This is a genomic window from Sorangiineae bacterium MSr11954 (assembly GCA_037157815.1).
In the GTDB taxonomy this organism is placed as follows: Bacteria; Myxococcota_A; Polyangia; order Polyangiales; family Polyangiaceae; genus Pendulispora; species Pendulispora albinea.
This window is the reverse complement of sequence record CP089984.1, coordinates 11,813,351-11,839,432: the sequence shown is the minus strand read 5'-3', so window position 1 is coordinate 11,839,432 and position 26,082 is coordinate 11,813,351. Positions and strand designations below refer to the sequence as shown.

The window sequence follows — 26,082 nt, the reverse complement described above, 5'->3', positions numbered from 1 at the left end:
CGAATTCGAGTACCGCGCAGGGTCCGACTCGGACAGGTTGGCGCCGCACGCGCCGAGCTTCGACGGCGCCAACGTCAAGATGACAATATCCTGCGACATGGAGCGAAGCCGTCGCTCGAATGCCACGCGACGGCCGCCCGCAATCGCCCGACGCCACGGCTCGAATGCCACCCGACGCCAGGCGCCCAATCGCCCGACGCCACGGCTCGAATGCCACCCGACGCCACGGCGCCCAATCGCCCGACGCCACGGCTCGAATGCCCACCGACGCCACGGCTCGAATGCCCCCCGACGCCACGGCGCCCAATCGCCCGACGCCACGGCTCGAATGCCCCCGGCGCGACGCCCTCAGCGACCCCCGTCACTGCGCGGCACATAGCCCGCCGCGTAGGCGAGCCGCGCGTCGGCCAGCCGCGCGTCCAGCTCGGCGTCAGCGCGTTCGAGCTCGGCGCGCACGCGCTCCGCCTCGGCGTTGGTGACGTCGAGCGGCGTGGCCGCGCCGGCGTGGAGCTCCCTGCGCCGCGTTTCGGCGAGCTTCGTCGCCGTTGCCACGCTGGCGTTGCCGGTCGCGATCCGGGCTTCGGCGCTCGCGCGCGCGGCGGCCGCGCTGGCGCGTTGGGCCTCGAGCGCCCGACGCACCTCCTCGGCGCGCGCGCGAAGGGCCTCGCGCTCGGCGGTGGCGCGCTCCCTTCGGGCCGTGCCGGTGGTGACCGACGAGAGCGCCCAGTCGAGCTGCAACGTCACGTCCCACGAGGGAACGCCGACGAGATGGTCGACGGCGAACGCGCGCGGGTGCGGCGCGCTCACCTCGGCCCCCGCGACCAGCGAGAGCCGCGGCAACATGGAGAGCGTCTCGGCCTCGACCCGCGCGTCGGCGGCGACCACCGCGGCTTCGGCCGCACGGAGCTCGGGCGAGCGCTCGATGCCCGATCGCGGCAAGGGCGCGCGGCCATCCTCCCCGAGGACCAGCGGTTCGGTGGCGAGCGACGAAGGCAAGAACACGCGAACGTTGGCCTCCGCGGTCGCGACCTCGGCCTCGGCCACGCGAAGACGCGCGACGGCGGCGTTCTTGGCCGCCTCGAACGTGAGCGCGCTCGACCCCGGCGCCGTCCCCGCCCGCACGCGGTCGTCCTGATCCTTCGCCTGCGCGCTCGCCACCTCGAGCGCCGTCTCGGCGATCCGCCGCGCCACGCTCGCCCGTCGATAGAGCAAGAACGCCGCGCGCGCCTCGTACGCCGCCCGCGCACGCGCGGCATCGAGCTCGATGCGCTTCGCCGTCGCCACGTGACCGAGCGCGCGCGCGCTGGCGGCGAGCCCCAACCATGCGTCGCTCAGCGGCACCACCACCGCGGCGCGCGCGGCGTAGCTGTCGAGCACCTGAGGGATCGCGAAGCTCGCCTCGGAGCCATCGGGGAACGGCACCGCGAGGTTCCGGTAACGCGAAGGAATGGACGACAGGCGCGTGTACCGCCCGGTGACGACGAGATCCGGGAGGCGTGAGCGGTCCACCGCGGTCCGCTCGGCCTCCGCCGCCTCCGCCGCTTTGTGCGAAGCCATCACGCTGGGCGCTTCGCGCGCCGCGATCGCGACGACGCGCCACTCCGTCAACGGCGACGAACGGAGATCGGTCGGGGCAGGCGCCGGCTCGTCCGCGCGGCTCGATGCCGCGGTCAGCGAGACGAAGGCGGCCAGGGTGACAGCAACAAGGGTACGCAAAGACCGGTTCATCGAACGACCTCGCTCGCATCGTGAAGAGAAATCGCAGCCGCATTTTCGTCGGGGTCGCCATCGGCCGAAGACTTCGCGCGGGCGCGCGCCTCCCAACCCAAGAGCGCAAAGAGCGCGCACGGCAGGACGGTGAGGGTCATGATGGTCGCCGCCGTCAGCCCGCCGATGATCGCGTACGCCATCGGCCCCCAGAAGACCTGCGAGGCGATCGGCACCATGCCGAGGATGGCGGCGCACGCGGTCAACAGGATGGGACGAGCCCGATGCGCGACGGCGGCCAGGATCGCGTCCGCAGGAGCTTTGCCCGCGGCCACGTTGCCGTCGACCTCCTCGATCAGGATGACCGCGTTGCGGATGATCATCCCCGCGAGCGCGATGACCCCGAGCTGCGCGACGAAGCCCATCGGCGTGTGCGTCGGTAGCATCGCGGCCACGATGCCGATGAGACCGAACGGCGCCGTCAACATGGCGATGGCCGTGCGCGAGAAGCTGCGCAGCTGCAGCATGAGCAAGGTGACGATGATCCCGATCATGGCGGGGACCACCGCGAACACCGATTGATTGCCCTTCTCGGACTCCTCGGCCGCGCCTCCCTCTTGCACGGCGTAGCCCTGCGGGAGCTGCGATCGGAAGCGCTCGACCTCGGGGGCGAGCTGCTCGGAGACGGTCTGCGGCTGAATGCCGGCGACGACGTCGGCCTGCACCGTCACGACGGGCTCGCGCCGCCGGCGCCAGATGATCGGCTCCTCCACGCCGTAGGCGATGTCGGCGACCTGACCGAGGGGCACCCGCTTTCCGCCCGGGGTCGGGATCTGCAGGTTCACGAGGGTCGCCATGTCCTGCCGCTCGCCGTGCGCGCCGCGAACGACGACGTCGACCATGCGATTGCCGTCGCGCACCGAGGTCACCGCCGCGCCGGAGAAGGTGGTCGCCAGGACGCTCGCCACGTCTTGCGACGAGAGGCCGAGGGCGCGCGCCTCGCTCTGGCGGACGCGAACTTGCACGCTCTTCTGAGGCTCGCCCGACGAGAGGTTCACGTCGCGCGCGTTGGGGTTCTCGGCGACGACGTTCGCGAGCTGCATCGCGTACTCGCGCGACTTCGCGACGTCGGGGCCGGTGACCCGGTACTTCAGCGGCCAGCCCACCGGCGGCCCGAGCTCGAGCGGCATCGCCCGGGCGATCGTATCCGAGAGCGTGGTCTCGAACGCCGCCTCGAGCTTGGCGCGCACCGCGTCGCGGGCCTCGAGGCTCTTGGTGACCACGACGACCTGGGTCACGTTGTCGTTCGTGAGCAGCACGTCCATCGGCAGGTAGAAGCGGATGGCGCCCGAGCCCACGTAGGTCGAGTAGTGATCGACGTTCGGATCGTCCTTCAGCAGCGCCTCGACCTGCTCCGCCTTCGCAGAGGTGGCCTCCAGCGAGGCGTTCTGGGGCAAGGTCACGCTCACCAGGAGATCGGGCCGATCCGACTGCGGGAAGAACTGCTGCTCGAGCTTCGTCGAGCCGAACACCGCCGCCGCCAGCGCCACGAGGCAGATGGCGGCGGTGCTCCACGAGCGCGCGAAGGTCCAGCGCACGGCGCGCTGCAACCATCCGAGCATGCGACCCTCGCCGTGCGCGTGCGCGGGGAGCGCGCGCGGAAGGACCCACGTGCCGATCAGGGGCGAGAAGAGCACCGCCACGATCCAGGACGCGAGGAGCGAGATGAGCACGACCAAGAAGAGCGAGAAGCAGTACTCGCCCGCGCTCGACGCCGCGAAGCCCACCGGCACGAAGCCGGCGATCATGACCAAGGTCCCGGTCAGCATCGGGAAGGCCGTGGACTCGTACGCGTACGTCGCCGCGCGCTTCACGCTCCAGCCGCTCTCGAGCTTGGAGACCATCGCCTCCACCGTGATCATCGCGTCGTCGACCAGGAGCCCGAGCGCGATGATGAGCGCGCCCAGCGAGACGCGCTGGAGCCCGATGCCCGCGATGTCCATGCCCACGAACGTCAACGCGAGCACGAGCGGAATGGAGATGCTGACGACGAGGCCCGCGCGCAGACCCAGCGAGAGGAACGACACGACCAGCACGATGACGATCGCCTCGACCAACACCTTCACGAAGCCGCCGACCGCGCCTTGGACGACCGCCGACTGATCGGCCACCTCGTGGACCTCGATGCCATGCGGCAGGGTCTCTGCGACGGCGGCCATCTTCTCCCGAATGGCGCGGCCGAAGTCGAGCAGGTTGCCCGCGGGGGCCATCGACACGGCGAGCCCGATCGCGGGCTGCCCATCGACCCGAAACATGGGCGCGGCAGGATCGGCGCGCCGTCGCGCGACGGTCGCCAGATCGGTCAGGGGAACGTACCGTTCGCCGATGCGCAAGATGATCGCGCGCACGCTCTCCTCCGAGGTAAACGCGCCGCTCACGCGGAGCGCGACCTTCTCGTCCGGAAGCCGCACGACGCCGGAGGGCGCGACCGCGTTTTGTGCTGCGAGGGCCTGCAGGACGGTGTCGGGATCGAGGTTGTGCGCGGCCAGGCCGGCGGGCGAGAACTCCACCACGATTTGCTCCTCTTGGACGCCGAGGAGTATGGCCTTGCCGATGTCGGGGGTCTGCAGGAGCGCCGCGCGAACCGTATCGACGCGATCGCGCAGCTCGCGCTCGGAGAAGCCCTCCGCGGTGAACCCGAAGATGATCCCGAAGGTGTCGCCGAACTCGTCGTCGAAGATCGGACCCTGGACGCCGTTCGGCAACGCGGGCGCGACGTCGGCCATCTTCTTGCGCACCTGGTACCAGACGTCCTGCACGGCGCTGGGCGGTGTGTCGTCGCGGAGGTTGACGAAGACGACCGACTCGCCGCTCTTGGTGTAGCTCTCGAGCCGATCGAGGTACGGCGTCTCCTCGAGCTTCAGCTCGAGCTTGTCGGTCACGAACCGCGTGGTGTCCTCGGTCGTCGCCCCCGGCCACGAGGCGGCGACGACCATGGTCTTGATGGTGAAGGCGGGGTCCTCGTTTCGACTCAGTCGCACGTAGCTCCAGATGCCCGCGGCGACGCTGATCAGCATCAGGAAGATCACGAGCGACTGCTGGCCAATCGCCCATTCGGAGAGGTTGAACTTGCGGCGTCCCTCGGCGGCGCGTTGCTCGCTCATCGCGCGCCTCCGTCGAGGTCCGCGAGCGCGACCGTCTGCTCCGGCCGCAGCTTGCTGACCCCCGCCGTCACCACCACGTCACCGGCCTCGAGGCCCGACGCGACCAGCGCGCGCTCCCCCGTGAACCGCGAGACCCGAACGGCGCGGCGTACCAGCTTCTTGGTCGCCAGGTCGACGACATAGACCGCCGGCGCGTTCGCTTCGCTGGTGATCGCGCTCGCCGGCAAGGAGACCAGGCGCTCCTCGGGGAGCTCCACCTTGCCGATCACGGCGGCCCCGAGGGACATCTGCCGGGGCGGCGACGGCAGATCGATGCGGACGCGGTAGGTGCGCGTCGTGGGGTCGGCTTGGGGGCTGACCTCGCGCACCGTCCCGATCGCGGAGACGTCGGGGTTGGAGACGAGGTGCACGCGCACCTCGGCGTCGGCGGGCGCGTTCGCGATGATCCGCTCCGCCACGTCGAACACGGCGTCGCGCTCGAGGGTCGCGAGCCGCGCGACCATTTGCCCGGGGTTGACCACTTGGCCCTGATTCGCCCCCACCGCGGTGACGATCCCGGCCTCGGGGGCGAAGAGCTGCGTGTACCCGAGCTTCTTCTTCGCGTTGAGCGAGGCGGCCGCTGCGACGTCGCGGCGCGCGCTCGCCGTGCGCACGCTCGCGCGGGCCTCGTCGATCTGCTGCTGGGACACCGACTGCCCGACGAACAGCTGCTCTTGCCGCGCGAGGCTGCTCTTCGCCAGCTCCAGCGCGGACGTGGCGCTCGTCAGATCGGCCTCGGAGGCCCGAACCTCGTTCTGCACGAGACCGTCGTCGAGCACCGCGAGCGCTTGCCCTTTCGTCACCACGGACCCGACCTCGACCATCCGGCGCGCGAGGCGGCCGTCGATTTGAAAGCTCAAATCGGTCTGGCGTCGAGGTTGGATATCTCCGGTCTGCGTGAGCGTTTCGCGGCCATCGGCCGGCGCGACGGTCACCGTGCGAACGGGCCGTGGTTTTTCGGGCGAGGTGGTCGATTTTTGGCAAGCCAAGACGAGCGGAAGGAATGCAACGACGGCAATGCGCAACAGGATGCGTTTCATGAGTCTCTCCGTGCGGTGATTCGAAAAAGGGCGAGCGTGGGCGCACGCGACGGCCGACGCGGGCGTCAAAAGAGAGGGCGAGCGCGGGCGGGCGAACGCTCGAGAACGCGGACGCCGGCGCTGCGCCGGATCGGGCACCGAGCTCGGTGCGCGCGAACCGACGTTCGGGGACGAGGATGAACGTCTCCGCCGACCCCGTCGCCGGGGCCTGCAGAAACTCGTTTATGGATGCTTCATCGGTACTTCGTCAGGGCGTCTCGGGCGCCGGGAAGAGCGCCGAGACGATACGTGTGACTCGTTTTTTGAAATCTTCGAAGTCGGGCTCTTTCTGGATCAGGGCGGCAAAGGAGAAGCCGCGCGTCAGCTCCAAGAGTGTCTGCGCAATGGAGAAAGGAGAGGTCCCCCCGACTCGCTCGACGATCTCCCCGAGCTGGGCCACGAGGGACCGATCCCACGCCGTATAAGCTTCGGCGAGGGCCGGATCGCGCGCAGCGTAAAGGACGAGCTCATTCTCCACGAGGTACATTTTGTCCGGATCCGCAAAGTCCACGAGAATGGCATCTACGAGCAATCGGGCGAGATCTTCCGGTTTCCGGATATCGATCGTATCGGCGAGCGCGCGGAGCGACACCATGGTCTTGGCGAGGTAGTGCTCGAACGCCGAGCGAATGAGCTCTTCGCGCGCCGGGTATTGATACGATATCGTCCCCAGCGCGACGCCGGCCTCGGCAGCCACCTCGCGGTAGCGAACCGCGTTGACCCCCCCACGCACGATGACGCGAAGGGTGGCCTCGAGGATCGCGGTTCGCTTGTCGCTCATGTCTCGTACGTTTGTACGAAGCGTTGGAACACGGGTCAAGGATTGTTCGTACAGGTGTACGAACATTTCTTCGTACCGTGCTCTACGGCTCCGCGCGCATCGCCTAGGCAGTCGATCCGATTCGTGAGAGTTTCGCAGCCCGATGCGCACGCGAATCGTGACCTGGATTGGAATGGCCGCATGGTGTGCGGCGGTGGTCGGTTGCGCCCAGCAGGCACCGCCGGCCGAACATGCGCGCCCCGCCGAACACGCGGCGCCGGCCGCCGAACATGCGCCGGCAGCCCGCGCGACGTCCGCGGACCAAGAGGCGCCTGCGTCGCGCCCGCTCGAGCGCGTAACCGTGATTCACGGCGGCGCCGGACCTTGGGTCGTCGCGGGTTACCGCATGGGATCCTTCGCGCTGGCCCGGCTGGGGTTGAAGCAAGGGAGCTTCGATTTGGACGTGGTCCATCACTCGCCGCGAAAGGTGCAATACACATGCGTTGCCGACGGCGCGGCCGCGGCGACGGGGGCGAGCCTCGGCAAATTGAACCTTTCGCTCGCGGAGGCCCCCGAGGCCGAGCTGCATACGACGTATCGCAAAAAGTCCACCGGCGAGAGCATCACCGTGCGTCCATCCGCGGCCTTCGTCGCGCGCTACAAGGACATTCCACGCGAGCGCCTCGGCGACGCAGGGCGCGAGGTCCTGACCTTGCCCGACGAGCAAATCTTCGACGTGATCGAGCCCCATCGCTGATCGGGCGCCCGCCCGCCGGGCCCGGAGCCCGCGCGGAAACGCCCGATAGCCGGGGTCAGCGCGGAAACGCCCCGATGGCCCGGATGCCATCGTCTGCGATGCGTAAGACCTCCGTCGTAATGGGATATCCCGATTCGCGAAACTCGCGTTGCACGACGCCGCCCAATCGGCCCAAAAAGGCTTTGTCGCTCTCGGCGATCACGTAAATGAAGTCGCGGCATGGAATGACCGCGAGGACCGGCCAGCCGATGTCGGCCTCCACGAAGTCCTTGAAGCCCGGCGCGAAGACGAGAGAGGCTTTGAAGACCGATTCGACGGGGATCATGCCCAGCTGGTGACCATCGACGAGCGAAACCTCGGGCTTTTTCCCGACGAGGAGCCGATCGAGGTTTTGCCCCGCGGCTGCTCGAAGATCCGCGATGTCGACGCCCCACGTCGCGAGCTCGCGCTGGGTCAGCCATCGGATCCGCTCCTCGTGCGGGTCGGCCAATACGAGGACGCGCGAGACCGTGGGGGTGATCTCCTCGCGCAACGTCTCGCCGAAGTCCTGATCGGATGGCTCCGCGGACCAATAGAGTCGGGGGCCAGCGTCTTCCCACGCCGGAAGCTCGCTTTGGCGCAAGGCCTGCTCCACGAAGTGCACGATACAGGCCGGATCCCCCTCACGCTCGTACTCGCGCGCCACGTTTTGCAGGCTGACCGTGTACGTCCCCCCGTGAACGCGGATTTCGTAGAGCTCCGGTTCCAGGATGGTGAACGCCATGTTCCGCTTGGAGAGCTCCTCTTCGAAAATCTCGGTAGCCTGTCGTTTGCCCATTCGCACACCATACCTCATTCACCATGAGCACCACGAGCACCACGAGACTATGGGGGTCGTCGACGGCGGCCTCCATCGGGTCGCCGAGCCGCATGGTCTCGTAAGACATCGTCGCCTTGGGGTTCCTTTTTATCGGGGTGCCCGCTACCACCGCGGATGCGCTTTGCGAGGCAACCTTGCGCAAAAAGCCTTTCTGCCTCACGGAGCAAGATGATCGCGCGACGGTCCCTTTGGGAGGTGGCGTGAACGGCCCGGGAGCGTCACGGCATAGCAATCGCAGTGGCGTTGCGTTTATCGCGCACGCCGGCCGCGGCCGCGAATTGGCGCTGCCGCTGGGTGCCGCGCCGTGCGCTCGCAATCGGTTTCAACCAGGGAGAACGTCGATGACACAGAAGACGATACCGCAGACTGGGGCCTCCAATACCTCCAAGCCACAGGCCGGCACTTCGACTGGCTTAGATGGCGGCAGCTCACCCGATCGCGCGGAGAACGATTTGAAAGAAGGGCTGGCCGGCGGAGCAAGGGAAATCACCGCGGAGGTCAAGCACGTCGCGAGCGATGTCGCCGCCGATGCGAAGAGGGCCGCCGAGTCGAAGTTGGGTGCCGGCAAAGACCTCGCGGCCGAGCACCTTGGCTCGCTCGCCGACGCGCTTCGCAGGACGGGCAAGGAGCTTCGCTCGAACGAGAGCCCCGCGACCGATTACGTCGAGAGGGCCGCGAGCTCGGTCGAAAAGATATCCGACTATTTCCAGACCCGAACGCTAGGCCAATTGCTCGGCGATGTGGAAACGTACGCGCGCCGCGAACCCGCGGTCTTTCTCGGCGGCGCCTTTTTCGCCGGGCTGCTCGGTGGCCGCTTCCTCAAAAGTGCGACACCGGGGCATTCGCGCGGGAACACGAGCTCCGCCAATGGGCGGCTGCAGCCGTCGGCCTACGCCGGTCATCGCGCGCTTCCGCCGCACTCGAGAACGGGCACGTCGACGGCGCCGACTTCCCCGGCGCACGGCGCGCCGAACGCCACGGCGACATCCGTCCCATCCGATGGGCAGCTCTCACCGAATTCGCAGGCCGGCAACGATGCTTGGCGGGGACCCGGCAGGTCCGGGGTCCGCTGATGGATATGCCGACGAAGAGCGAGCCGACGATCGGTGCGCTCTTGGGCTCACTCGCCAGTGAGACGGGCACCCTCGTTCGCCAAGAGATTCGGCTCGCATCGGCGGAGATGGGTCAAACCGCCAAGAGTGCCACGTCCCATCTCGGCCTCCTCGGCGTGGGCGGCGTCCTCGCCCTGGCGGGCCTGCTTACCGTCATCGCGGGGTTGATTCTTCGACTTCAACCCCTCGTCCCCATGTGGATCTCGGCCATGGTCATCGGCATCATCGCAGGCGGGAGCGGCTTTCTCGTCGTTCGTAGAGGGATGAAGGCGCTGCGCGGGCTCGACTTCGTTCCACAGCGCACCATCCAAACGCTGAAGCAGGACGCAACATGGATGAAGGAGCAACTTCGATGAGCATGGACAAGCCCTCCCCGACCTCGCATGACAAAGGCGTCAAAGAGCTCAGTGAAGAAATCGAGCACACGCGCGGGCAGATGAGCACGACGATCCAGGCGCTCGAACAACGTTTGAGCCCCGCCGAAATCAAGGCCGCCCTGCACGAGGGGATTTCCGAGGCGAAGGACGCCCTCGAGAAGCAGATTCAGGTGGCAAAAGGGGCCCTTCACGAGGAGATCGTCGAGGCCAAGGGAGCCGTCAAGGAACAGCTCCACGAGGCGAAAGAGATCGTCACGAAGGGCGCCTCGGACGCCAGAGAAGCGCTCAAAAAAGATATCAACACGGCCATCGCGAACACCAAGCAGAGCGTGCGCGACGCAACCATCGGGCGTGTCGAAAACATCGCCACGCAAGCAGGAGACTTCATGAATACGACGCGAGACACCCTAGTCGATACGGTCCGACAGAATCCAATTCCCGCGGCCATCGCAGGAATTGGGATCGCATGGCTCTTGATGAACCGCAGCACGTCGCACCATCGGAGGAGGAACCCATTGGGGGGCGCGCTGAACACGGCCGGCGCGGCCGTCCGTGGAGCCGCACACGACGCGACCGACGCAGTACGCAGCGCCGTGGGGCACGGCGTCGAGGCGGCCGAGCATCTCGCCGGCGCGACCGGCCGGCTCGCCCACGATGCCACCGAGGCAACGGGGCACCTGGTGCACGATGCTGCCGACACGGCGGGGCATTTCGCGCACGATGCGCAGCGTAGCCTCGAATCCTCGATGCAATCGAACCCGCTCGCGCTCGGTGCCGTCGCCGTCATCGCGGGCGTCGCGGTGGGCTACTCGCTGCCGCGCACGCAGAAGGAGGACCAGTTGATGGGTGAAGTTCGAGACCGCGTGCTCGGCGGCGCGGCGCACATGGCCCATGATGCGGCGCAGACGCTCCAACATGTCGTGGGGGACGTTCACGATAAGGCAAAAGAAGCGCTCGGCGCGGACCATCGAACGGGGTAGATGGGCGGTCTCGGCGATGGCCTGGTGGCCTCGCAATCCTTCACTGCCTAACCATGATACGGACCTAGTGGGAAGTAGCCCTTCCCGCTAGGTCGCAATCCATCCTTTGAGGCCAACGCGCCGCGTCATCATCCACGATAACAATCGTGCACCGCAAAAACGCACCACCGACGGCCATCCGACGACTGCAGAATCGAAGAAAAAATCTACCCTAACCCCAATTCGCGAGGTCACGTGACCAGCCCCGTTTTGGATCGTAAAACCAGACTTGATCCATAACGTCTGTCTTCCTTATCGCATCACCTCACCCGATTCATCATGACCCCGAGCGACCCCGTTCTTACGATACGAACCCGTTTTCTAACTTTCGTTCTTCACTACGTACAGTCCCGAGGCGGCGATGCCCGAGCGCTGGCGCGTCGATTCGAGCTTCCTCCCGAACATTCGGATACCGAGCCCGTTCGCTGGGAGCTGCTGCGCGATTTGAGCGAAGCCGCCGAACGCGCGATCGACGAGCCGTTCATCGGTCTGCGCATGGCGCAAGCCAATCCACGCGGAAGCTACGGTGTTTTCGAGTTTTCCGCGTACACTGCACCAAAGGTCGGGGATGCCCTGGCGCGATTGGTCCGCTATCAGAGCTTGGTCACCGATCGCACGCGGTTCGCGCTCCGGGTCACCGAAGATCGGAGCACCATCGAGCACCGCATCGTGGGACTTCCATTCGGATGCGGCCGCCATCCCAATGAGTTTACGGTGGCCCTCCTCGTCCGCCGGGTGCGCGAGATCCTCGATCCGGCGTTCGCGCCGTGCGGCGCTTACTTCGGGCACGATCGCCCAGCCTGCGTCGACGAGCTGGTGGAGTTCTTCGGCACGGACAACCTCGTATTCGCCCACCCCTTCAATGGGATCTCCTTCGCCCGCGAGCTCCTCGATCGCCCCATGCCCACGGCCGATCCTGCGTTGCTCTCGGTCCTCGACGAGCACGCCAAAATCCTCGTGGGCATCCTTCCGCAGGCCACCGACTTTCTCGGCTCCGTTCGAAACGTCATTCAGCGCGATCTCTTGAACGGTCCTCCCGGCGTGGACAAAGTCGCGGATCGATTGCGGATGAGCGTGCGGACATTGCAACGGCGCTTGCGCGATTGTCAAACCTCGTTCAACGAGCTGGTCGACGACGTTCGCCATCAGCTCGCCCTCCAGCACCTGGCCAACGAAACGCTCTCGATCGGCGAAATCACGTATGTGTTGGGATATTCCGATACCCGCGCGTTTCATCGCGCGTTCCGGCGCTGGAAGGGGACGACCCCCGCCGCATATCGAAGAAGGAATGAGCCCGGCGCGGTGCATGCTATTTCCCGCGACCTCGAGTAGACACATAAGAGCCTGGGGCGAGCCCATAAATTTCAATCCACTGTTCGTCCGCCACCCCGAGCCGCACCGTGCGTTCGGACAGAAACGGGCCCCACTTGATCCGAACGCGCGCCGCGCCGTCGTCGACCGCGACCGCGCGCCGTGGGACCACGGCAATGGCGTCGTGCGGCGTCAGCGCAATCCAGGCTTCGAGGCGCTTTCCAATGGGCACCATCGGCGGGTGGGAGGCATCGCCAAGCCACGTGGCCCACGCGGTGCGGATTTGGCTTTCGGCGCGGATCCTCGCGTCCTCGGCGCCGATGGTCCTGCGCTGCAGGGTGGAGCTGGTACGCTCGATCCTCGCGCGCCCGACGTCGGCACCTTTGCCGGGCATGCGCAACACGACCTCGAGCCCCGGCGCGACGAGCATGGCGTCGGACTCTTCGACCTCGATGGCGACCTCGGTGGCCCTGGGATCGGCGATTTCGAAGAGGGTCGCGTCGCCGGCGTTGACCGTATCGCCCTCGTCGACCCGCCGCTCGAGGACGACCCCATCGATGGGCGCGACGATGCGCGTTCGCTCGAGGCGCCGCCGGGCATCGTCGGAGGTCGAATCCCCCTCGGCCAACTCCCGGGGGGCATGACCGCCGCGGATCAATTCGCGCCGGGCGCGGACGCGACCGTACTCGGCCTGGGCCATCCCGAGCGCGGCCCGGCTCTCGACCAGCGCTTGCGGGCTCTCCGACCCGCTGGTGACCAGCTTCGCCGTGCGGCGCTCGCGGTCCGCTGCGAGCGCGAGCGCGCTACGTGCGACGCGCAGCTCCGCGTCGGCGCTCGCGATCCGGCTCGATCGCTCGGCCTCCACGCGCTCCAAGGTCGATGCGAGCTCGCCAGGATCGATTTCGACCAACAATTGCCCGGCACGAACGGCCTCGCCCTCGCGGGCGTGAACCTTTGCGACACGCCCGTCGACGCGAGGGCGCACGTCGGCAATGCCTTTGGACGCCACCACCACCGCGCGGGCCACCACGCTCGGGTGCAAGGTGCCGGACTTCACCTCGACGACCTCGGTGAGGGCACCGCGCACGAGGGTTCCCCCCACGACCAGCACCGAAGCCGCGACCGCGAGCCCCACGGCCAGGCGAAGACGGCGCCCGCTCACGGTGCCCCCGTGATCACCCCACGAGCGGACCGTCTGGATAGATCGGAGCGAATGCGCCCATCCTCCATGTGCACCACCCGATCGGCATATTGAAGCAGGCGCTCGTCATGGGTCACGATGAGCGCACCCCGGCCCGAGCTCGTACGCGCTCGGACGACGTCCATCACCCGCATGGCCATTTCGCCGTCGAGCGCGGCGGTGATCTCGTCACCGACCAGCAGCGCGGGATCGGAGGCAAGGGCGCGGGCGATGGATACGCGCTGCCGTTGCCCGCCGGAGAGCTGGCCGGGGAGATGGTGCAGCCGATGCCCGAGGCCCACGGCTTCGAGGGCCTCCGTCGCGCGCTCCTGCACGTGCGAGCAGCCCTTCATGCGCAGCACCTCGGCCACGTTTCCATGCGCGGTGAGCCCCGGAAAAAGATTGTCCGTTTGAAACACGAATCCCAATTTGCGCCGGCGCAGGGCCGCTGCGCTCTCTTGCGAAACATCCGTGATATCCGCTCCACACAATTCCACCCGGCCGCCCGACGCGCGCATGACCCCGACCACGATCGAGATGAACGTCGTTTTTCCCGAGCCGGAGGGCCCCATGAACAGCACCAGCTCACCGGGCCGCAGCTCGAAATCGACGGAGCGCAAGACGTGCGTAAGCTCGCCCTCGTCTCCAAATGTCTTGGACAGCCCCCGGGTGCGCACCAGCGGGGCGATCATTTGAACACCTCCGCCGGCTCGAGCCGGAGCACCCGAAGGCCGCTGATGAGCGCCGACAGCCCGCAGGTGGTGAAGGTCGAGCCAAACCCCAAGAGCAAGGTGTACGTCGAAACGACCAGGCTTAGGCCGCCCAAGGTGGCCGCCTCGCGCAAGGCCACGGCGAGCCCGATGGCCAACATGGTCCCTGCCACCGCCAGGAAACCAGCTTGCCAGAGGACGAAGCTCAGAAGCTCGCGGCTCGTGGCCCCCATGGTCCTCCAGGTGGCGAGCTCGCGCAAGTGCCCGCCCACCAGCGAATAGAGCGTTTGCCCGACGACGATCACGCCCACCAAGAGCCCGAGCAGCGCGCTGAAACCAAGGGCGCCCCCCGCCCCCGATCGCGTCATCCAATAGTCGGCGGTCATGCGCTCGAACTCCTTTTGCGGTACGGCCTGCAAATCGCCCGACCCGCCGATCCACGCTACGAAATCGCGTTCGCAGACGGCGTCGTTCATATCGGCGAGGAGGTAGGTCGATTGGCCCTCGGCCATGCCGTTCAGGGCGCGCGCGGAGGTCGCCTCGGCAAATACGAAGGGCACGACGGTAAAGGCGCGAATGCCGGTGGTCACCGCGCCCACGTACGCCCGCACGTCGTTCACCTCCACCGGCGCGCCGATGGCCGGATCGCCCAGCTCGAGCCGCGGTAGATCCCAGCGGTCCACCGCGACCCGCATGGGCGCGTGGAGATCGGCGGGCAGCCCGTCGGCGAGCGACCACGGCACCACATCGAGGTCGTCGCGCGCAAAGCCAATCAATTGCACGTTGTCCACCGCCCCGCTCGGCTTTCGCAAGGTGGCCCACGACATGATGAGGCTGCGGACGCCGCGCACGCACGGGTGCGCGGCCACCGCCTCCGCGGCCCCCGCCGACACGCGGTCGGCCGAATCGAACAATTGCGTGCCCTTGGCCATGACCCAGACGTCGCCGCGCAGGTGCGAAATGACGGTGGTCGACATGCCTTTGAATCCGAAATAGAGGCCCGATTGGGCCAATACCAGGGTCGCCGCAAAACAAACTCCGAGCAGGGCCGCGACGAATTTTCCACGCTCGTGAAACAGCGTGCGTAGCGCAACGTTCATCATGATCGCCGGCCTGTGATTTACGAGGCGCGCCCCGCGTATGCCGCTGTTGGCGCGAGCGGTTACACCTTTTGGCGTCCCGGGTCGGACACGCATGGCGAAAGTGCGGCCATATTCCTGGCCCATGCGTTCCGTGCTCCGTCGCCTCACCCGCCCCGAAGCCGCCCCCGGCCGGCTCTTTTACGCGCAGGTCCTGGAAGATCCCCGGCTCGAACTGGAGGCCCTCGCCCCTGGCCCCAACGATACCACCCTGGTGATCAGCTCCGGCGGCTGCACCGCCCTGTCGTTTCTGGCGTCGGAGAACACCGGCACCCTCGTGTCCGTGGACCGCAACACCGTGCAAAATCACGTGGTCGAGCTCAAAGCGGCCGCGCTCGACTTGCCGCCTGCCGATGCCATTTTGTTCCTCGGCGGGCGGCCTTCGAAGGAGGGCCAGCGCATCGAAACCTACCACGATCTCCGCCACGTGCTGAGCGACGGAGCCCGTCGCTATTGGGACCGGAGGCTCGGCGCCATCCGCCGTGGGGTCCTGGGCGCGGGGCTGGCCGAGCGCTTCATGGGCGCGCTGGGCAGCATCATTCGGTTCGCGGTCCACCCGCGCGCGCGCATCGATCGGATGCTCTCGTTCGACTCCTTGGACGAGCAGCGCGCCTTCTACGAGTCCGATTGGAATACGCGGAGGTGGCGCGCGCTGTTCCCCATTCTCTTGAACCAGCGCGTCTTCCGCTATTTGGGCTTGGGCCAGAACCGATTTTACCACGGTGGAGGCTCGAGCTTCGCCGAGCACTTCCAGAACGGGCTGGAACACTCGCTCAAGGCCGTGCACGCGCGCGACAATTATTTCATTCACTACATGATGACCGGCCACTACCCGGCCGACGAGGCGGGCTGGCCCCTCTACTTGAACCCCGATGGCGCGCGAAAGGCCGCCGAGGGACGGGATCGGCTCACCCTGGTGGACGGGGGCGTGACCGAGTACCTCGCGAGCCGCGAGCCGCGATCGATCCAGCGATTCGCGCTGTCCAACGTGCCGGAGTGGATGAGCGCCGCCGAGATCGACGCGCTCTTCGCCGAGGTCGCGCGCACGGCGGCGCCGGGGGCGCGCGTCTGTTTTCGCAATTTCGTGGGGTTCACCGAAGTCCCCGATCGATGGCGAAATACGTTCGTCGTCGACCGGAGGTTCGAAAATGCCATTACGCGCGACCGCAGCGGGGTTCAGCGGCGGATCGTCGTTTGCGACGTGGTGGCGGCTTGACGATGGAGACGGATGGAATGTCGGAAGAACGAAGTATTGGATTGAGCGCCCTCGGTTACTGTCTGCCGCGCGCATCGCACTCGGTCGAGGAGCTCGCCCGAAGCGCGCGCACCACCAGCGCGCCCGACAAATTGCGCTACCTCGGGTTCGGCGCGGTGAGCATCGCCGAGACGGAGACGTCTTTGGATTTGGCCCGCGGCGCGGTGGACGATCTGGTCCGGCGCTCGGGGTTCGATCTCCAAAAGGTCGACCTGATCATTTATGCGGCCGGCGTCGGCACCAGCCACATCGTCGACCCGCCCCCGGGGTACGACGCCTACCACGCGCACAATCCCCTCCCCTTGTTTCGATTCCCCGGCACACGATTGGCGCTGGAGCTGGGGCTCCCCAAGGTCCCCGTGTTCGGCGGCTCGCAGCTGGCGTGCAGCGCGTTCCACGGCGCGGTGCGCATGGCGCGCGCGCTCATCGCGTCGGAGACCGACATCGAGCACGTGCTCTGCGTCGCCGCCGATAAGTTCCCCACCGAGGCCAACCGCGAGATCGTCTACAATCTGATGAGCGATGGAGCGTGCGCCGGCGTGGTCTCGCGCCGCACCGAGCGCAATCGCATCCGCGCGATGCGCCACGTCACCCGCGGCGTCTATTGGGACGGCGAGGCGTCGCACGATCAGCTCATCGCCGGCTTTTTTCCCCTGGTTCGCGACACCATCCTGGAGACGGTGGCGCACGCCGGGTGGACGATGGCCGACATCGACCGGCTCATTCCGCACAACGTGAACCAGAAGTGCTGGGAGATCATCGGCCAAATGGTGGGCACCCCGGCCGAGCGCATGTACACGAAGAACATCGCGCGCATCGGCCACGCCGTATCGTCCGACAACGTCATCAACTACCTCGACGCCATCGACGAAGGGTTCGTCAACCCGGGGGACAAGGTGGCCTGGTTCGTCACCGGCTTTGGCGCGCACTGGACGTGCATGGTCCTCGAAGCGTAACGCCGGACATTTCTTATTTCGAAGGTCGATATCATGACAGCTTCCTCCAATCTCTTGATCACGGGTGCCAATGGCATCGTGGGCAGCGAGCTGGTTCGCTCCCTCCTCCACGCGCCCGATGGCGCCCACCTCTATTTGCTGATCCGCGGCGACACATCGGAGGTCGCGGCCAAGGAGCGCTGGATCCGCGCATGGGCCAGCACCGCGAAGAACGGCGTGAAGACGGCCGACCTCGATCGGGTGCACGTGGTGCCGGGCGATGTGACGCGCGCAGACTTCGGACTCGCGCCCCACGCGCTCGGGTCTCTCACCGAAACGATCACGGGGATCGTCCACTCGGCCGCGTCCACGTCCTTTCAACAAAGCCCCGAGCAGGCCGACCGGATCAACGTGGTCGGCACGCGGCACGCGCTCGCGTTCGCGAAGCGGTGTCGAAGGTTGGATCGCTTCGGGCTCGTCTCCACCGTTTACGTGGCCGGGCAGCGCACGGGGACCATCCTCGAGGATACGCTCGATCTCGGGTGCGGCCATGTCAATGAATACGAGCGCTCCAAGGCAGTGGCCGAGGAGGAGGCGGGGCGCGCGGGCCTGCCCCTTTCCATCTATCGATTGGGCGTGGTGGTCGGACGGCGGGAGGACGGCCGGGTCGCTCGCATGAGCGGTATTTATCCGGTATTCCGGATTCTGTACCAAGGGCTCTTATCCATGGTTCCGGGCGACCCTGCGCAAATCGTCGACATCATCCCGGTCGACGACGCGTGCGATGCCATCGCCTACCTCTTTGGTCAGGCGTTCGAGCCCGGCGCGCGCTACCACGTGTGCGCAGGGGCCGAGCGCTCGCTCTCGCTCGGCGAGCTGCTCCCCGCCTTCGAAGAAGCCGTTTGCCAGGTGGAGCCGAGGTGGCGGCTGCGCGGTTATCCGCGCGCGGCCTATGTGACCTCGGAGGCGTTCTCCTGCTTCATGGAAACCATCGACCGGGTCGCGCACCTCGGACTGCGCGGGGTCGTGCGGCAGCTGCGCGTGTTTACGCGGCAGCTCGAGTATCCCAAGGTCTTCGATCGCACGCGGCTCGAGCGCGATCTCGCGCCCAGCGGGCTCCATCTCCCGCACGTTCGCGAGTGGCTGCCGACGTTGGCGGCGCACGGGGTGGCGTGCGGCTTCTCCGAGCCGGGTTGGGAGGCGATGCTCGATGGTTGAAACACGCACGCGCGCAGAGACGATCGAGCTGCTCCGGCGCTGGATCCGCGCGGCCCACCCCACCCCGCCGGAGGAGTTCGCCGACGACGTGGATCTCATCGAGAGCCGTTTGCTCTCCTCGCTCCAGCTCGTGGAGTTTCTCCTCTACATCGAGGAGCTCTCGGGCCGGCCGGTGCTGAGCGAGGATCTTCGCCCCGATCAGATGCGAACCTTGGCTCGGATCTACGCGTCCTTTTTTCAGGAGGCCGCGAGGTGACCGCCCCTTCGTTCGAGCGTTGGACCAACCTCTCGACGAAACTGTCCCAGCGCTCGGTGGTCCGATACACCAACCCGCACACCCGCTTCGAATGGCCCGATCGCGCGCCGCCGGATCGATTGGCCATGAGCCCGGGATTATCCATGCTCGCCGGTCACCCCCTGCTCGCCGAGTTGAGCGACGAGCAGCGCTGGCGGCTCCATCTGCAGGAGGCCGTGCACTTCTTCTCGTTGAACATCGCCGGCGAGCGGGAGCTGCTGACGGGTTTGGTGCAGCGCCTCTACAAGGGCGCGTGCGCCACGGTGGCCGAATACATGCACCACTTCGTGCACGAAGAAAATGCGCATAGCGTGGTCTTTTCACGCTTTTGCATGTCGTACGGAGGGGTCGTCTACCCCGATCCGCAAATCCGCTTTGGCCGCGATCCGCACCCGGGAGAGGAGGACATTCTCTTCTTCGCCCGGGTGCTGGCCTTCGAACAGATCGCCGATTCCTACAACCGGCGGCTGGCCGGCGACGACGCGCTATGGCCGCTCGTGCGCGGGATCAACCGTTACCACGCCGAGGACGAGGCCCGGCACATCGCCTTTGGAAAGGCCGCGCTCGTGGCCCTGTGGGAGCGCTACGCGCTGGCGTGGCCGGAGGAGGTGCGCGATCGCGTGCGCGCACATTTGCGCGCGTTCATCGACGCGACCCTTCGAAGCTATGTCAGCGCCGCGGTCCTTCGCGACGCGGGTGTTCCCGGCGATCCCTATGCGCTGCGGCGCGAGATCCTGGCGCTCCCGGAGCGCGCGGCGCTCGGCCGTGAGGCCACCCGGCGCACATGCGACTTTCTCTCGAGGTTGGGGGCCCTCGCGCCATGCTGAACCCCACCATGCCGGCCGCCCTCCGGGGCCCGCTGGCCCTTTTGGCCGATCGCATCGACCGCCTCTTCGTGGAGCTCGCCCGCTCGTTCGACGCCGAGCCGTGGGTCTTTCCTCCCTTCGTGAACGTCTCCGATTTGCGGCGCATCGATTACTTCACCAGCTTTCCGCATTTGATCCTGCTGCCGGTGTCGCCGGAGCCCTCCGACGAGGCCATCGAGGCGTTCCGGAAGGCGAACGGCGCCGAGGCATCGGGCCCCGTGGAGCTGACGTCGGCCGCCCCCATCGAATTGGCGCTCGCACCGGCGGCCTGCTACTCCTTTTATCCAGCGATGCGTGGATGCGAGCTCGAAACACCGTACGTGGGGACCACCCTCGGGACGTGCTTTCGTCGCGAACGCAGCTACCACGGCCTGGAGCGGCGCGCGTCGTTCCGCATGCGGGAGATGGTGCACGTGGGAAGCGCGGCCACCGTCGGTGAATTCCTCGAGACGGCGCGCGAGCGCGTGGAGAAGCTCTCGGCCAGGTGGGGGATCCCGCTGCATTTCGAGACGGCCACCGATCCCTTCTTCGATCCGCGCCGCTCGTCGCGCTATGCGCACCAAAAGCTATTTCCAACGAAGAAGGAAATGATCCACCGCGAGCTCGCCCTGGGCTCGCTCAATCGCCACCGGAATTTCTTTGGCGAGGCCTTCGATCTTCGATTCCGAGGAGAGGCCGCCCACACCGCGTGCGTGGCGTTCGGGATCGAGCGGTGGGCCTCGACCATCGTGGCGGTGCACGGAGACGATCCGGCGGGCTGGCCGTGCGGGCTGGAGAAGGACCAACCATGAGCAGCTCGGTGTTCTTTGCGACGATGTCGAGCGGCGTGTTCCTCTTGGTCGGATTGATCTCGGGCGTATGGAAGTTCCGCGCGATCATGGCGAGCGCGGAGCATCGCGCCCCCACGTATGTCGATATCGCGCACCGCGCGTCGTTGATGTACAGCTTTGCCGCGCTGGTGCTCGGAAAGTTGGCCGAGTCGAGCGCGCTGCCCGAGGCGGTGAACGTGGGGGCGGTGGCGGTGCCGGTCTTCTTCTTCGCCGTGGCCATCGGCACGTACATTCGTCTGGGGTTCACCCGCGAGACGGACAATCAGTACGAGCGCCGCACGTTCACCACCACCACCGGCACATGGCTCTTGGCCATCGGGGAGCTCGCCGGGGTGGTGGTGCTCTTGGTGGGTTTCGTGCTCGGACGCCTCCAGTAACCTTCGCGCGCGATCAAGCAACTTCGCGCGCGATGTAATCTGCGAGCTCGCCGACGGTGGCGTTCCGAAGCCCCTCGAAGACCTCGGGCTTGATGGGCAAACCGAAGGTCTCCTCGATCAAGATGACCAGCTCGAAGGCGCGAACCGAATCGAGGCCGTACGAACGGAGCTTCCGATCGGCCTGTACGTTCTGCAGATCGATGGCGCACACCTCGGCGAGGAGGGCTCGAAGTTGGCTAACGGTGGACTCACTCATGATACGGCTCCTCCCATGTTCGATCGATCGCGGTGAAACGCGCGCAACGCACCGTCCCGCTGGCCCACGAGCGCGCGCTCGGCGTCCTCGAGATCGGCGGTGGGGCGCGATGCGCGAATGCAAAGATGGCGGACGTCGCTCAGGATCCGCGCGCCCATCCAACCTGCAGCAAAATGCACGATGGGAGGCGAAAGAAGGCCGCCTCCGGCGGGTGCGGCCATGGCAGGTAGCCCCAGACGCTCGCGGCACGTGGGATCGGCCCATTCCATCGCGGCCACGACGGCCTCGAGCTTCGCCAGCGCGGCGGCGGCGTCGAAGCGCACGGACTGCTCGTCGTCCCATGAGCCTCGCTCGCGGAGCGCGGCCACGGCATCCATCAACGCCGAGGCCACCGCGCGCAGCGGCTCGAGCAGGCCATTGTCCGATTCGTTCGCGAGCGCCCGAAGATGCTCGTGGATGGGAAACACCCGGACCCGTCCGCGAGCCCCGGCGACCTCCGTCAGTGGACGCGGTGGCGCGGCGTAAATGGCCCGGAGCTCGCGCAGGGTATCCAGCTCGCCTCCTCGCGCGGGGCGGGACCGGACGGCCATTTGCGCGAGCCGCCACGCGATTTCTTCGAGCATGACGTGCGATGTCCCGTCGAAGACACTATACAAGGTCACGTCGCGAACCAGGCGATCGTAGCCTGCGTGCTCCACCAAGGCGCGGGCGCCGAGCACCAGGCGCCCCTCGGTCACCGCCTCTTCGGCCAATTGCGTGCACGCGAGCTTGGCGACCGCCGTCAGGTACGCGCCGCCGTGGCCCAGCGCGTTGGCGAAGGCCGCTTGCTTCAGCGAGAGCGCCGCCGCGAGGACGTCGCAGGCATGAACCCGCGCGAGGTGGGCCGCGATGGCGCCCAGGTGCAAAATCGAACGACCATAGAGCTTGCGTTCACGCGCGTGCGCCGTGGCCTGCTCGCGTGCCGCGCTGGCCACGCCGGAGGCGAGCCCGCTGATTCCACCGCGCGACAACGCGAGGGTCCGCTGCACCAGGGAAAATCCCTCCCCCACGCGCCCCAAGATGGCATCGGCGGAGACGGGGACGCCCGACAGCCGCACATCGCTGATGTCCGCCGCCGTGCAAGGGAGCGTTCGATGCCGGCGGGTGGCGCGAACGAGCGCTCCGCCCGCAGCGCCTTGCGGCAACGAGGCGCGATCGACGACAAACAGCGAAAAATCGCCCGCGGCGGTCAGCCCGTCGCCATGGCGGTCGCCGTTGTCGCCGTCACGGTCACAATCGCGAGGCGCTGCGGGTGCGGGTGCGGCCGCGCGCGTGCGCAAAAGGCAAATGAGCAAATCGTGTTTGCCGCCGCCGTTGATCAGATGTTTGTCGCCGGACAAACGGTACGTGCCGTCGGCCGCGAGCTCGGCGCGCGCTTCGTTGCGCAGCAGATCGGACCCGCGGTCCCATTCGGTGAGCAGCAACGAGGCCATGGCCCCTCCGCGCACCCGCTGAAAAATACGAGCGCGCTGCGCGTCGGTGCCGGCCGCGTGGACCGGAAGGAGCGCCAGACCGTTCACCCCCACGGTGATGGCCACCGAGCCCGAGGCGCGCGCCGTGATCGCGTTGAGCAAGGCCAGGTGATACACCGTTGCCCGCGATGGCTCGGTGAACAGCGCGGCGAGGCCGGCCTCGCCGAGGGCCGCCAGCACGTCGCTCGGGTAGGAGCGCCGCGTTTCATGCTCGCGGATCCGCGCGAGGGTGCCGGGCTCGGAGAGGACCGCGTCGATGGCGCCGAGCACGGGATCCGCGCACACGTCGGGCAGGCCGAGCTCGCGCATGGCAAGGGCGCGAATCATGGGCGGGCAGCGCCCTCCAGCTCCTCGAAGCGCACGTGCGGCGCGACACCCGTTTTTTTCCAGACCTGCCATGCTTCGAACGCACCGTCCCACGCCCGGCGCTGCACCCTTCCGCGCTGGAGCGCCGCCGCATGAACGACGCATTGCTGCTCGTACGTCTCGAGCATGCCCCGGATGATGGTCAGCCAATCCTCGGCGTGCCCTACGTCGGTCTCCACGTGGTCCTCGAAGAAGTCCAGCGAGCCTTTTGGAAGATCGATGCCCAATGCGGCTTTGCGCACCTGATCGAGCTCGCTCGGCACCAAACGCTCGGCCAAGAACATCGAGCCAAGAGCCCAACCCGGCTCCCGGTGCCAAATGAGACGATTTTGCGTATTGACCATGGCCAGCACCTCGGGCGCCGCCCAGGCCAGGATGCTCGACTCGTCGTCGAAGCGCACGCCCAGCGGCCCGAGGAACTTGGTCAGCAGGTTCCAGTGCGCAAATTCCGGATTGCCCTTTCCGATTTCGTCGTACAAGTTCAAATAAAGGAACTTGGCGCTCTCGCGCGGCAAGGTCAGCGAGCAGAGCGCGATCTGACGGGTGAAATCGATGGCCGCCGGCACCCATTGGTACCCGAAGAACTGCCAGTCCTCGACCGACAGATTGCCATCTTTCATGAGCCCGATCAGCTTGCCGTCGGCGGAGCTATGCTCGGCGATGGTGCGGGCCAAGAGCTCGCAAAACGACTTGGGGTCGAGCCCCGCGGGGGGCTTCTCGTCGGGGAGGGTGGCCTCCTCGGCGCGGTAGAGCGCATCCAGCACCAGGACGTCGCCGGGATCGTTGGGGCGCAGCGCGCTGGCGCGATGCAGCCGCCATTCCACGGCTTGCACGATCTCCCAAGCCGTTCGATCGCGCTCGGCGAAGGCGCGACGGCCCAACTCGGCGGCCGCTTTGGCGCGGCCTTCGAGCTGCGGCCAGTCGGTGGGGTCGGCGCGGAGCATCGCGCGGGCGTAGAGCTCGCGCAGTTGGGAAGGGATGGACGATTCGGTCATGGCATTCACTCGCTTTCGAACATTTCGAGCGTGTCACGCGAGAGACTAGGCCCGCCGCCGCGCAGCCGCCGTGACTCGAAACGCCAAAACGATGGACACCGAGCGCCACCCGGCGGCGCCCCCTTGAACGTGGAAGAAGGAGCCGTAAAAAACCGAGCGATGCCGCAAGACATGACGCCGCCTTTGGCGAAAACCCTCATCGAGCGATTGTTCTGGCGAAACGAGCATGCTCCGGACGAATTCGTCTTTGCCTACTTGGAAGACGGCGAGCGCGAGGCCGGCCGCCTCACGTACGGCGAATTGACCCGGAGCGCGCGCGCCGTCGCCGCCGCGTTGAAGCAGCACGCCCGGCCGGGCGACCGCGCCATTCTGCTCTATCCGTCGGGTCTCGATTTCATCGTGGCGTTCTTCGGGTGCCTTTTGGCGCGGATCGTGGCCGTACCGACCTATCCGCCGGATCCGTCGCGGCTCGCGCGCTCGCTCGAGCGGCTCGCGTCGGTGACCGACGACGCCGAGCCCGCCCTGGTGCTGGGACCGCGCTCGCTGCTCGAGGCCATGTCGCCGCTGCGGGATGCGTTCGCGTCGTTGGGCGCTGCGCGCTGGCTCGAAACGGACACCCTCTCCGCCGCCGAGGACCACGCGTCGCCGTCGCCGGCGGACCTGCCCCGCCCCGAGGACATCGCGTTTCTCCAATACACATCGGGTTCGACGTCGGCGCCGCGCGGGGTGGCGATCACGCATGGAAACCTCGTCGCCAACGCGATTCTAGCGTCCGATTCGCTCTTTCTCGCGGGAGCCACGGTGGTGAGCTGGCTCCCGCTGTACCACGATATGGGGCTCATGGGATGCATCCTGTACCCGGTATTCACCGGCTACCGCTCCATCTTGATGTCGCCCGTCGATTTCCTGCGACGCCCCGTACGATGGTTGCGCGCCATTTCCAATTACCGCGCGACCACCACCGTGGCCCCCGACTTCGCGTTCGCATTGTGCACGCGCCGGGTGCGGGCGGAGGAGCGGCGGACGCTCGACTTGAGCGCGTTGAGGGTGGCCATCAACGGCGCCGAGCCCGTGCGGCCGGAGACGATCGCGGGGTTCTCGAGCGCGTTCGCCGAAGCAGGATTCGACGAGAGCGCGTTCTTGCCGGCCTATGGCTTGGCCGAGAGCACGCTGTATGTCGCCGGGGGGTGCGCGCGAAGGCCGCCGACCCGCCTCCACCTCGACGCCAAGGCGCTCTCCGCCGGAGACGTCGCGCCGGTGCGCGAGGCGAGCGCGTCCACGTGCACGCTCATCGGATGCAACCGCCTCCCGGACGCGCCGCACGCACCGCGCATCGCCATCGTGGACCCTGCGACCCACGCGCGCTGCCCGCCTGGACGGGTCGGAGAAATCTGGGTGAGCGGCACCAGCGTCGCCTCCGGCTATTTCGAACGAAAAGACGCCACGCGTGAAACGTTCGGCGCGCGCATTCAAGGCGAGACCCACCCCGCGTATGCCTACCTGCGCACGGGCGATTTGGGCTTTTTGCACGAAGGGGAGCTCTTCGTGAGCGGCCGCGCAAAAGACGTCATCATCGTTCACGGCGCATGCCACTACCCGCAGGACATCGAGCGCACGGCCGAAGCCGCACATCCGGCCCTGCGCTCGGGGGGCTCGGCCGCCTTTTCGCTCGAAGCCCAAGGCGAAGAGCAGGTCGGCATCGTGCTGGAGATCGCGCGCGAGCTGGACGGCGCCCCCGACTGGGAGAGCGTGCGCGCGGCCGTGCGGGAAGCGGTGCTCGAGCGCCACGGAATTCCCGTGGCCGCCGTGGCGCTGCTGCAGCCATCGACCTTGCTCAAGACGTCCAGCGGCAAGGTCCAGCGCCGCGCGTGCAAAGAGGCATTCGCCAAGGGGACGTTGGAGCTCGTCCCCGAGCCCGACGCTCCGCGGTGACGGGCTCGATCGGCGAGCGCCCGTACGATTCCA

The 26,082-nt window shown here is 67.3% G+C and carries 24 protein-coding genes; 13 read left to right on the top strand and 11 right to left on the bottom strand.

Annotation, left to right across the window (positions count from 1 at the left end; genetic code table 11):
• Window positions 1-348 precede the first annotated feature (348 nt).
• The 4 genes from LZC94_46670 to LZC94_46655 all read right to left on the bottom strand — a co-directional run bounded on the left by LZC94_46670 (window position 349) and on the right by LZC94_46655 (window position 6,770).
• On the bottom strand, window positions 349-1,728 hold the full coding sequence (locus LZC94_46670; GenBank protein ID WXB15294.1) for a TolC family protein: 1,380 nt from the start codon (window positions 1,726-1,728) through the stop codon (window positions 349-351).
• The gene (locus LZC94_46665) at window positions 1,725-4,871 is read right to left on the bottom strand and encodes an efflux RND transporter permease subunit (protein WXB15293.1); all 3,147 of its coding nucleotides are present in this window, start codon (window positions 4,869-4,871) and stop codon (window positions 1,725-1,727) included. Before LZC94_46665 ends, LZC94_46670 begins: the two co-directional genes overlap by 4 nt.
• Window positions 4,868-5,950 (bottom strand): efflux RND transporter periplasmic adaptor subunit, encoded by a 1,083-nt coding sequence (locus LZC94_46660; GenBank protein ID WXB15292.1) that lies wholly within the window; start codon window positions 5,948-5,950, stop codon window positions 4,868-4,870. Before LZC94_46660 ends, LZC94_46665 begins: the two co-directional genes overlap by 4 nt.
• A 247-nt stretch (window positions 5,951-6,197) precedes the next feature.
• A complete protein-coding gene (locus tag LZC94_46655; protein ID WXB15291.1) occupies window positions 6,198-6,770 on the bottom strand; it encodes a TetR family transcriptional regulator in 573 nt (190 codons plus the stop codon).
• Between the two features lie 142 nt (window positions 6,771-6,912).
• Here LZC94_46655 and LZC94_46650 point away from each other — a divergent pair, with 142 nt between their 5' ends.
• Window positions 6,913-7,506: a formylmethanofuran dehydrogenase subunit E family protein gene (locus tag LZC94_46650; GenBank protein WXB15290.1), complete on the top strand. Its 594-nt coding sequence runs from the start codon at window positions 6,913-6,915 to the stop codon at window positions 7,504-7,506.
• A gap of 55 nt (window positions 7,507-7,561) precedes the next feature.
• Here LZC94_46650 and LZC94_46645 read toward each other — a convergent pair whose 3' ends face one another.
• A complete protein-coding gene (locus LZC94_46645) occupies window positions 7,562-8,323 on the bottom strand; it encodes a hypothetical protein (GenBank protein ID WXB15289.1) in 762 nt (253 codons plus the stop codon).
• Window positions 8,324-8,706: 383 nt separating this feature from the next.
• Here LZC94_46645 and LZC94_46640 point away from each other — a divergent pair, with 383 nt between their 5' ends.
• From LZC94_46640 to LZC94_46625, 4 genes are all read left to right on the top strand, one after another.
• A complete protein-coding gene (locus LZC94_46640) occupies window positions 8,707-9,438 on the top strand; it encodes a hypothetical protein (protein ID WXB15288.1) in 732 nt (243 codons plus the stop codon).
• Entirely contained in the window at window positions 9,438-9,833 is a 396-nt protein-coding gene (locus LZC94_46635; GenBank protein WXB15287.1) for a phage holin family protein, read from the top strand. The genes LZC94_46640 and LZC94_46635 overlap by 1 nt, the downstream gene beginning before the upstream one ends.
• Entirely contained in the window at window positions 9,830-10,834 is a 1,005-nt protein-coding gene (locus LZC94_46630; GenBank protein WXB15286.1) for a DUF3618 domain-containing protein, read from the top strand. Before LZC94_46635 ends, LZC94_46630 begins: the two co-directional genes overlap by 4 nt.
• A gap of 318 nt (window positions 10,835-11,152) precedes the next feature.
• On the top strand, window positions 11,153-12,205 hold the full coding sequence (locus tag LZC94_46625; protein WXB15285.1) for an AraC family transcriptional regulator: 1,053 nt from the start codon (window positions 11,153-11,155) through the stop codon (window positions 12,203-12,205).
• Here the strand turns inward: LZC94_46625 and LZC94_46620 are convergent.
• From LZC94_46620 to LZC94_46610, 3 genes are read right to left on the bottom strand one after another with little or no spacing between them, the layout of a single operon-like run.
• A complete protein-coding gene (locus tag LZC94_46620; protein WXB15284.1) occupies window positions 12,183-13,346 on the bottom strand; it encodes an efflux RND transporter periplasmic adaptor subunit in 1,164 nt (387 codons plus the stop codon). The two genes, LZC94_46625 and LZC94_46620, sit on opposite strands and share 23 nt — an antisense overlap.
• On the bottom strand, window positions 13,343-14,056 hold the full coding sequence (locus tag LZC94_46615) for an ABC transporter ATP-binding protein (GenBank protein ID WXB15283.1): 714 nt from the start codon (window positions 14,054-14,056) through the stop codon (window positions 13,343-13,345). Before LZC94_46615 ends, LZC94_46620 begins: the two co-directional genes overlap by 4 nt.
• Window positions 14,053-15,177 carry an ABC transporter permease gene (locus LZC94_46610; protein WXB15282.1) on the bottom strand — a complete coding sequence of 375 codons (1,125 nt, stop codon included), beginning with the start codon at window positions 15,175-15,177 and terminating at the stop codon, window positions 14,053-14,055. The genes LZC94_46615 and LZC94_46610 overlap by 4 nt, the downstream gene beginning before the upstream one ends.
• A 121-nt stretch (window positions 15,178-15,298) precedes the next feature.
• Here LZC94_46610 and LZC94_46605 point away from each other — a divergent pair, with 121 nt between their 5' ends.
• From LZC94_46605 to LZC94_46575, 7 genes are read left to right on the top strand one after another with little or no spacing between them, the layout of a single operon-like run.
• Complete coding sequence (locus LZC94_46605) at window positions 15,299-16,429, top strand: BtaA family protein (GenBank protein WXB15281.1); 1,131 nt, start codon at window positions 15,299-15,301, stop codon at window positions 16,427-16,429.
• Window positions 16,430-16,446: 17 nt separating this feature from the next.
• The gene (locus LZC94_46600) at window positions 16,447-17,424 is read left to right on the top strand and encodes a hypothetical protein (protein WXB15280.1); all 978 of its coding nucleotides are present in this window, start codon (window positions 16,447-16,449) and stop codon (window positions 17,422-17,424) included.
• A gap of 33 nt (window positions 17,425-17,457) precedes the next feature.
• A complete protein-coding gene (locus LZC94_46595; GenBank protein WXB15279.1) occupies window positions 17,458-18,621 on the top strand; it encodes an SDR family oxidoreductase in 1,164 nt (387 codons plus the stop codon).
• Window positions 18,614-18,877 carry a hypothetical protein gene (locus LZC94_46590; protein WXB15278.1) on the top strand — a complete coding sequence of 88 codons (264 nt, stop codon included), beginning with the start codon at window positions 18,614-18,616 and terminating at the stop codon, window positions 18,875-18,877. Before LZC94_46595 ends, LZC94_46590 begins: the two co-directional genes overlap by 8 nt.
• Complete coding sequence (locus LZC94_46585; GenBank protein ID WXB15277.1) at window positions 18,874-19,743, top strand: diiron oxygenase; 870 nt, start codon at window positions 18,874-18,876, stop codon at window positions 19,741-19,743. The genes LZC94_46590 and LZC94_46585 overlap by 4 nt, the downstream gene beginning before the upstream one ends.
• The gene (locus tag LZC94_46580; protein ID WXB15276.1) at window positions 19,737-20,573 is read left to right on the top strand and encodes a hypothetical protein; all 837 of its coding nucleotides are present in this window, start codon (window positions 19,737-19,739) and stop codon (window positions 20,571-20,573) included. Before LZC94_46585 ends, LZC94_46580 begins: the two co-directional genes overlap by 7 nt.
• Window positions 20,570-20,989, top strand: coding sequence for a hypothetical protein (locus LZC94_46575; protein ID WXB15275.1), 420 nt, complete (start codon window positions 20,570-20,572; stop codon window positions 20,987-20,989). The genes LZC94_46580 and LZC94_46575 overlap by 4 nt, the downstream gene beginning before the upstream one ends.
• Before the next feature lie 13 nt (window positions 20,990-21,002).
• On the opposite strand, the gene LZC94_46570 is transcribed toward LZC94_46575, so the two are convergent.
• From LZC94_46570 to LZC94_46560, 3 genes are read right to left on the bottom strand one after another with little or no spacing between them, the layout of a single operon-like run.
• Window positions 21,003-21,245 carry an acyl carrier protein gene (locus tag LZC94_46570; GenBank protein WXB15274.1) on the bottom strand — a complete coding sequence of 81 codons (243 nt, stop codon included), beginning with the start codon at window positions 21,243-21,245 and terminating at the stop codon, window positions 21,003-21,005.
• The gene (locus LZC94_46565; GenBank protein WXB15273.1) at window positions 21,242-23,083 is read right to left on the bottom strand and encodes an acyl-CoA dehydrogenase; all 1,842 of its coding nucleotides are present in this window, start codon (window positions 23,081-23,083) and stop codon (window positions 21,242-21,244) included. Before LZC94_46565 ends, LZC94_46570 begins: the two co-directional genes overlap by 4 nt.
• On the bottom strand, window positions 23,080-24,117 hold the full coding sequence (locus LZC94_46560; GenBank protein ID WXB15272.1) for an iron-containing redox enzyme family protein: 1,038 nt from the start codon (window positions 24,115-24,117) through the stop codon (window positions 23,080-23,082). Before LZC94_46560 ends, LZC94_46565 begins: the two co-directional genes overlap by 4 nt.
• Window positions 24,118-24,288: 171 nt before the next feature.
• Here LZC94_46560 and LZC94_46555 point away from each other — a divergent pair, with 171 nt between their 5' ends.
• Window positions 24,289-26,049, top strand: coding sequence for a fatty acyl-AMP ligase (locus LZC94_46555; GenBank protein WXB15271.1), 1,761 nt, complete (start codon window positions 24,289-24,291; stop codon window positions 26,047-26,049).
• Window positions 26,050-26,082: the final 33 nt, after the last annotated feature.

Coding starts and splice junctions, on each gene's coding strand:
- LZC94_46670 (WXB15294.1), bottom strand. CDS start 1,728: ATGAACCGGTCTTTGCGTACCCTTGTTGCTGTCACCCTGGCCGCCTTC.
- LZC94_46665 (WXB15293.1), bottom strand. CDS start 4,871: ATGAGCGAGCAACGCGCCGCCGAGGGACGCCGCAAGTTCAACCTCTCC.
- LZC94_46660 (WXB15292.1), bottom strand. CDS start 5,950: ATGAAACGCATCCTGTTGCGCATTGCCGTCGTTGCATTCCTTCCGCTC.
- LZC94_46655 (WXB15291.1), bottom strand. CDS start 6,770: ATGAGCGACAAGCGAACCGCGATCCTCGAGGCCACCCTTCGCGTCATC.
- LZC94_46650 (WXB15290.1), top strand. CDS start 6,913: ATGCGCACGCGAATCGTGACCTGGATTGGAATGGCCGCATGGTGTGCG.
- LZC94_46645 (WXB15289.1), bottom strand. CDS start 8,323: ATGGGCAAACGACAGGCTACCGAGATTTTCGAAGAGGAGCTCTCCAAG.
- LZC94_46640 (WXB15288.1), top strand. CDS start 8,707: ATGACACAGAAGACGATACCGCAGACTGGGGCCTCCAATACCTCCAAG.
- LZC94_46635 (WXB15287.1), top strand. CDS start 9,438: ATGGATATGCCGACGAAGAGCGAGCCGACGATCGGTGCGCTCTTGGGC.
- LZC94_46630 (WXB15286.1), top strand. CDS start 9,830: ATGAGCATGGACAAGCCCTCCCCGACCTCGCATGACAAAGGCGTCAAA.
- LZC94_46625 (WXB15285.1), top strand. CDS start 11,153: ATGACCCCGAGCGACCCCGTTCTTACGATACGAACCCGTTTTCTAACT.
- LZC94_46615 (WXB15283.1), bottom strand. CDS start 14,056: ATGATCGCCCCGCTGGTGCGCACCCGGGGGCTGTCCAAGACATTTGGA.
- LZC94_46610 (WXB15282.1), bottom strand. CDS start 15,177: ATGATGAACGTTGCGCTACGCACGCTGTTTCACGAGCGTGGAAAATTC.
- LZC94_46605 (WXB15281.1), top strand. CDS start 15,299: ATGCGTTCCGTGCTCCGTCGCCTCACCCGCCCCGAAGCCGCCCCCGGC.
- LZC94_46600 (WXB15280.1), top strand. CDS start 16,447: ATGTCGGAAGAACGAAGTATTGGATTGAGCGCCCTCGGTTACTGTCTG.
- LZC94_46595 (WXB15279.1), top strand. CDS start 17,458: ATGACAGCTTCCTCCAATCTCTTGATCACGGGTGCCAATGGCATCGTG.
- LZC94_46590 (WXB15278.1), top strand. CDS start 18,614: ATGGTTGAAACACGCACGCGCGCAGAGACGATCGAGCTGCTCCGGCGC.
- LZC94_46580 (WXB15276.1), top strand. CDS start 19,737: ATGCTGAACCCCACCATGCCGGCCGCCCTCCGGGGCCCGCTGGCCCTT.
- LZC94_46575 (WXB15275.1), top strand. CDS start 20,570: ATGAGCAGCTCGGTGTTCTTTGCGACGATGTCGAGCGGCGTGTTCCTC.
- LZC94_46570 (WXB15274.1), bottom strand. CDS start 21,245: ATGAGTGAGTCCACCGTTAGCCAACTTCGAGCCCTCCTCGCCGAGGTG.
- LZC94_46565 (WXB15273.1), bottom strand. CDS start 23,083: ATGATTCGCGCCCTTGCCATGCGCGAGCTCGGCCTGCCCGACGTGTGC.
- LZC94_46560 (WXB15272.1), bottom strand. CDS start 24,117: ATGACCGAATCGTCCATCCCTTCCCAACTGCGCGAGCTCTACGCCCGC.
- LZC94_46555 (WXB15271.1), top strand. CDS start 24,289: ATGACGCCGCCTTTGGCGAAAACCCTCATCGAGCGATTGTTCTGGCGA.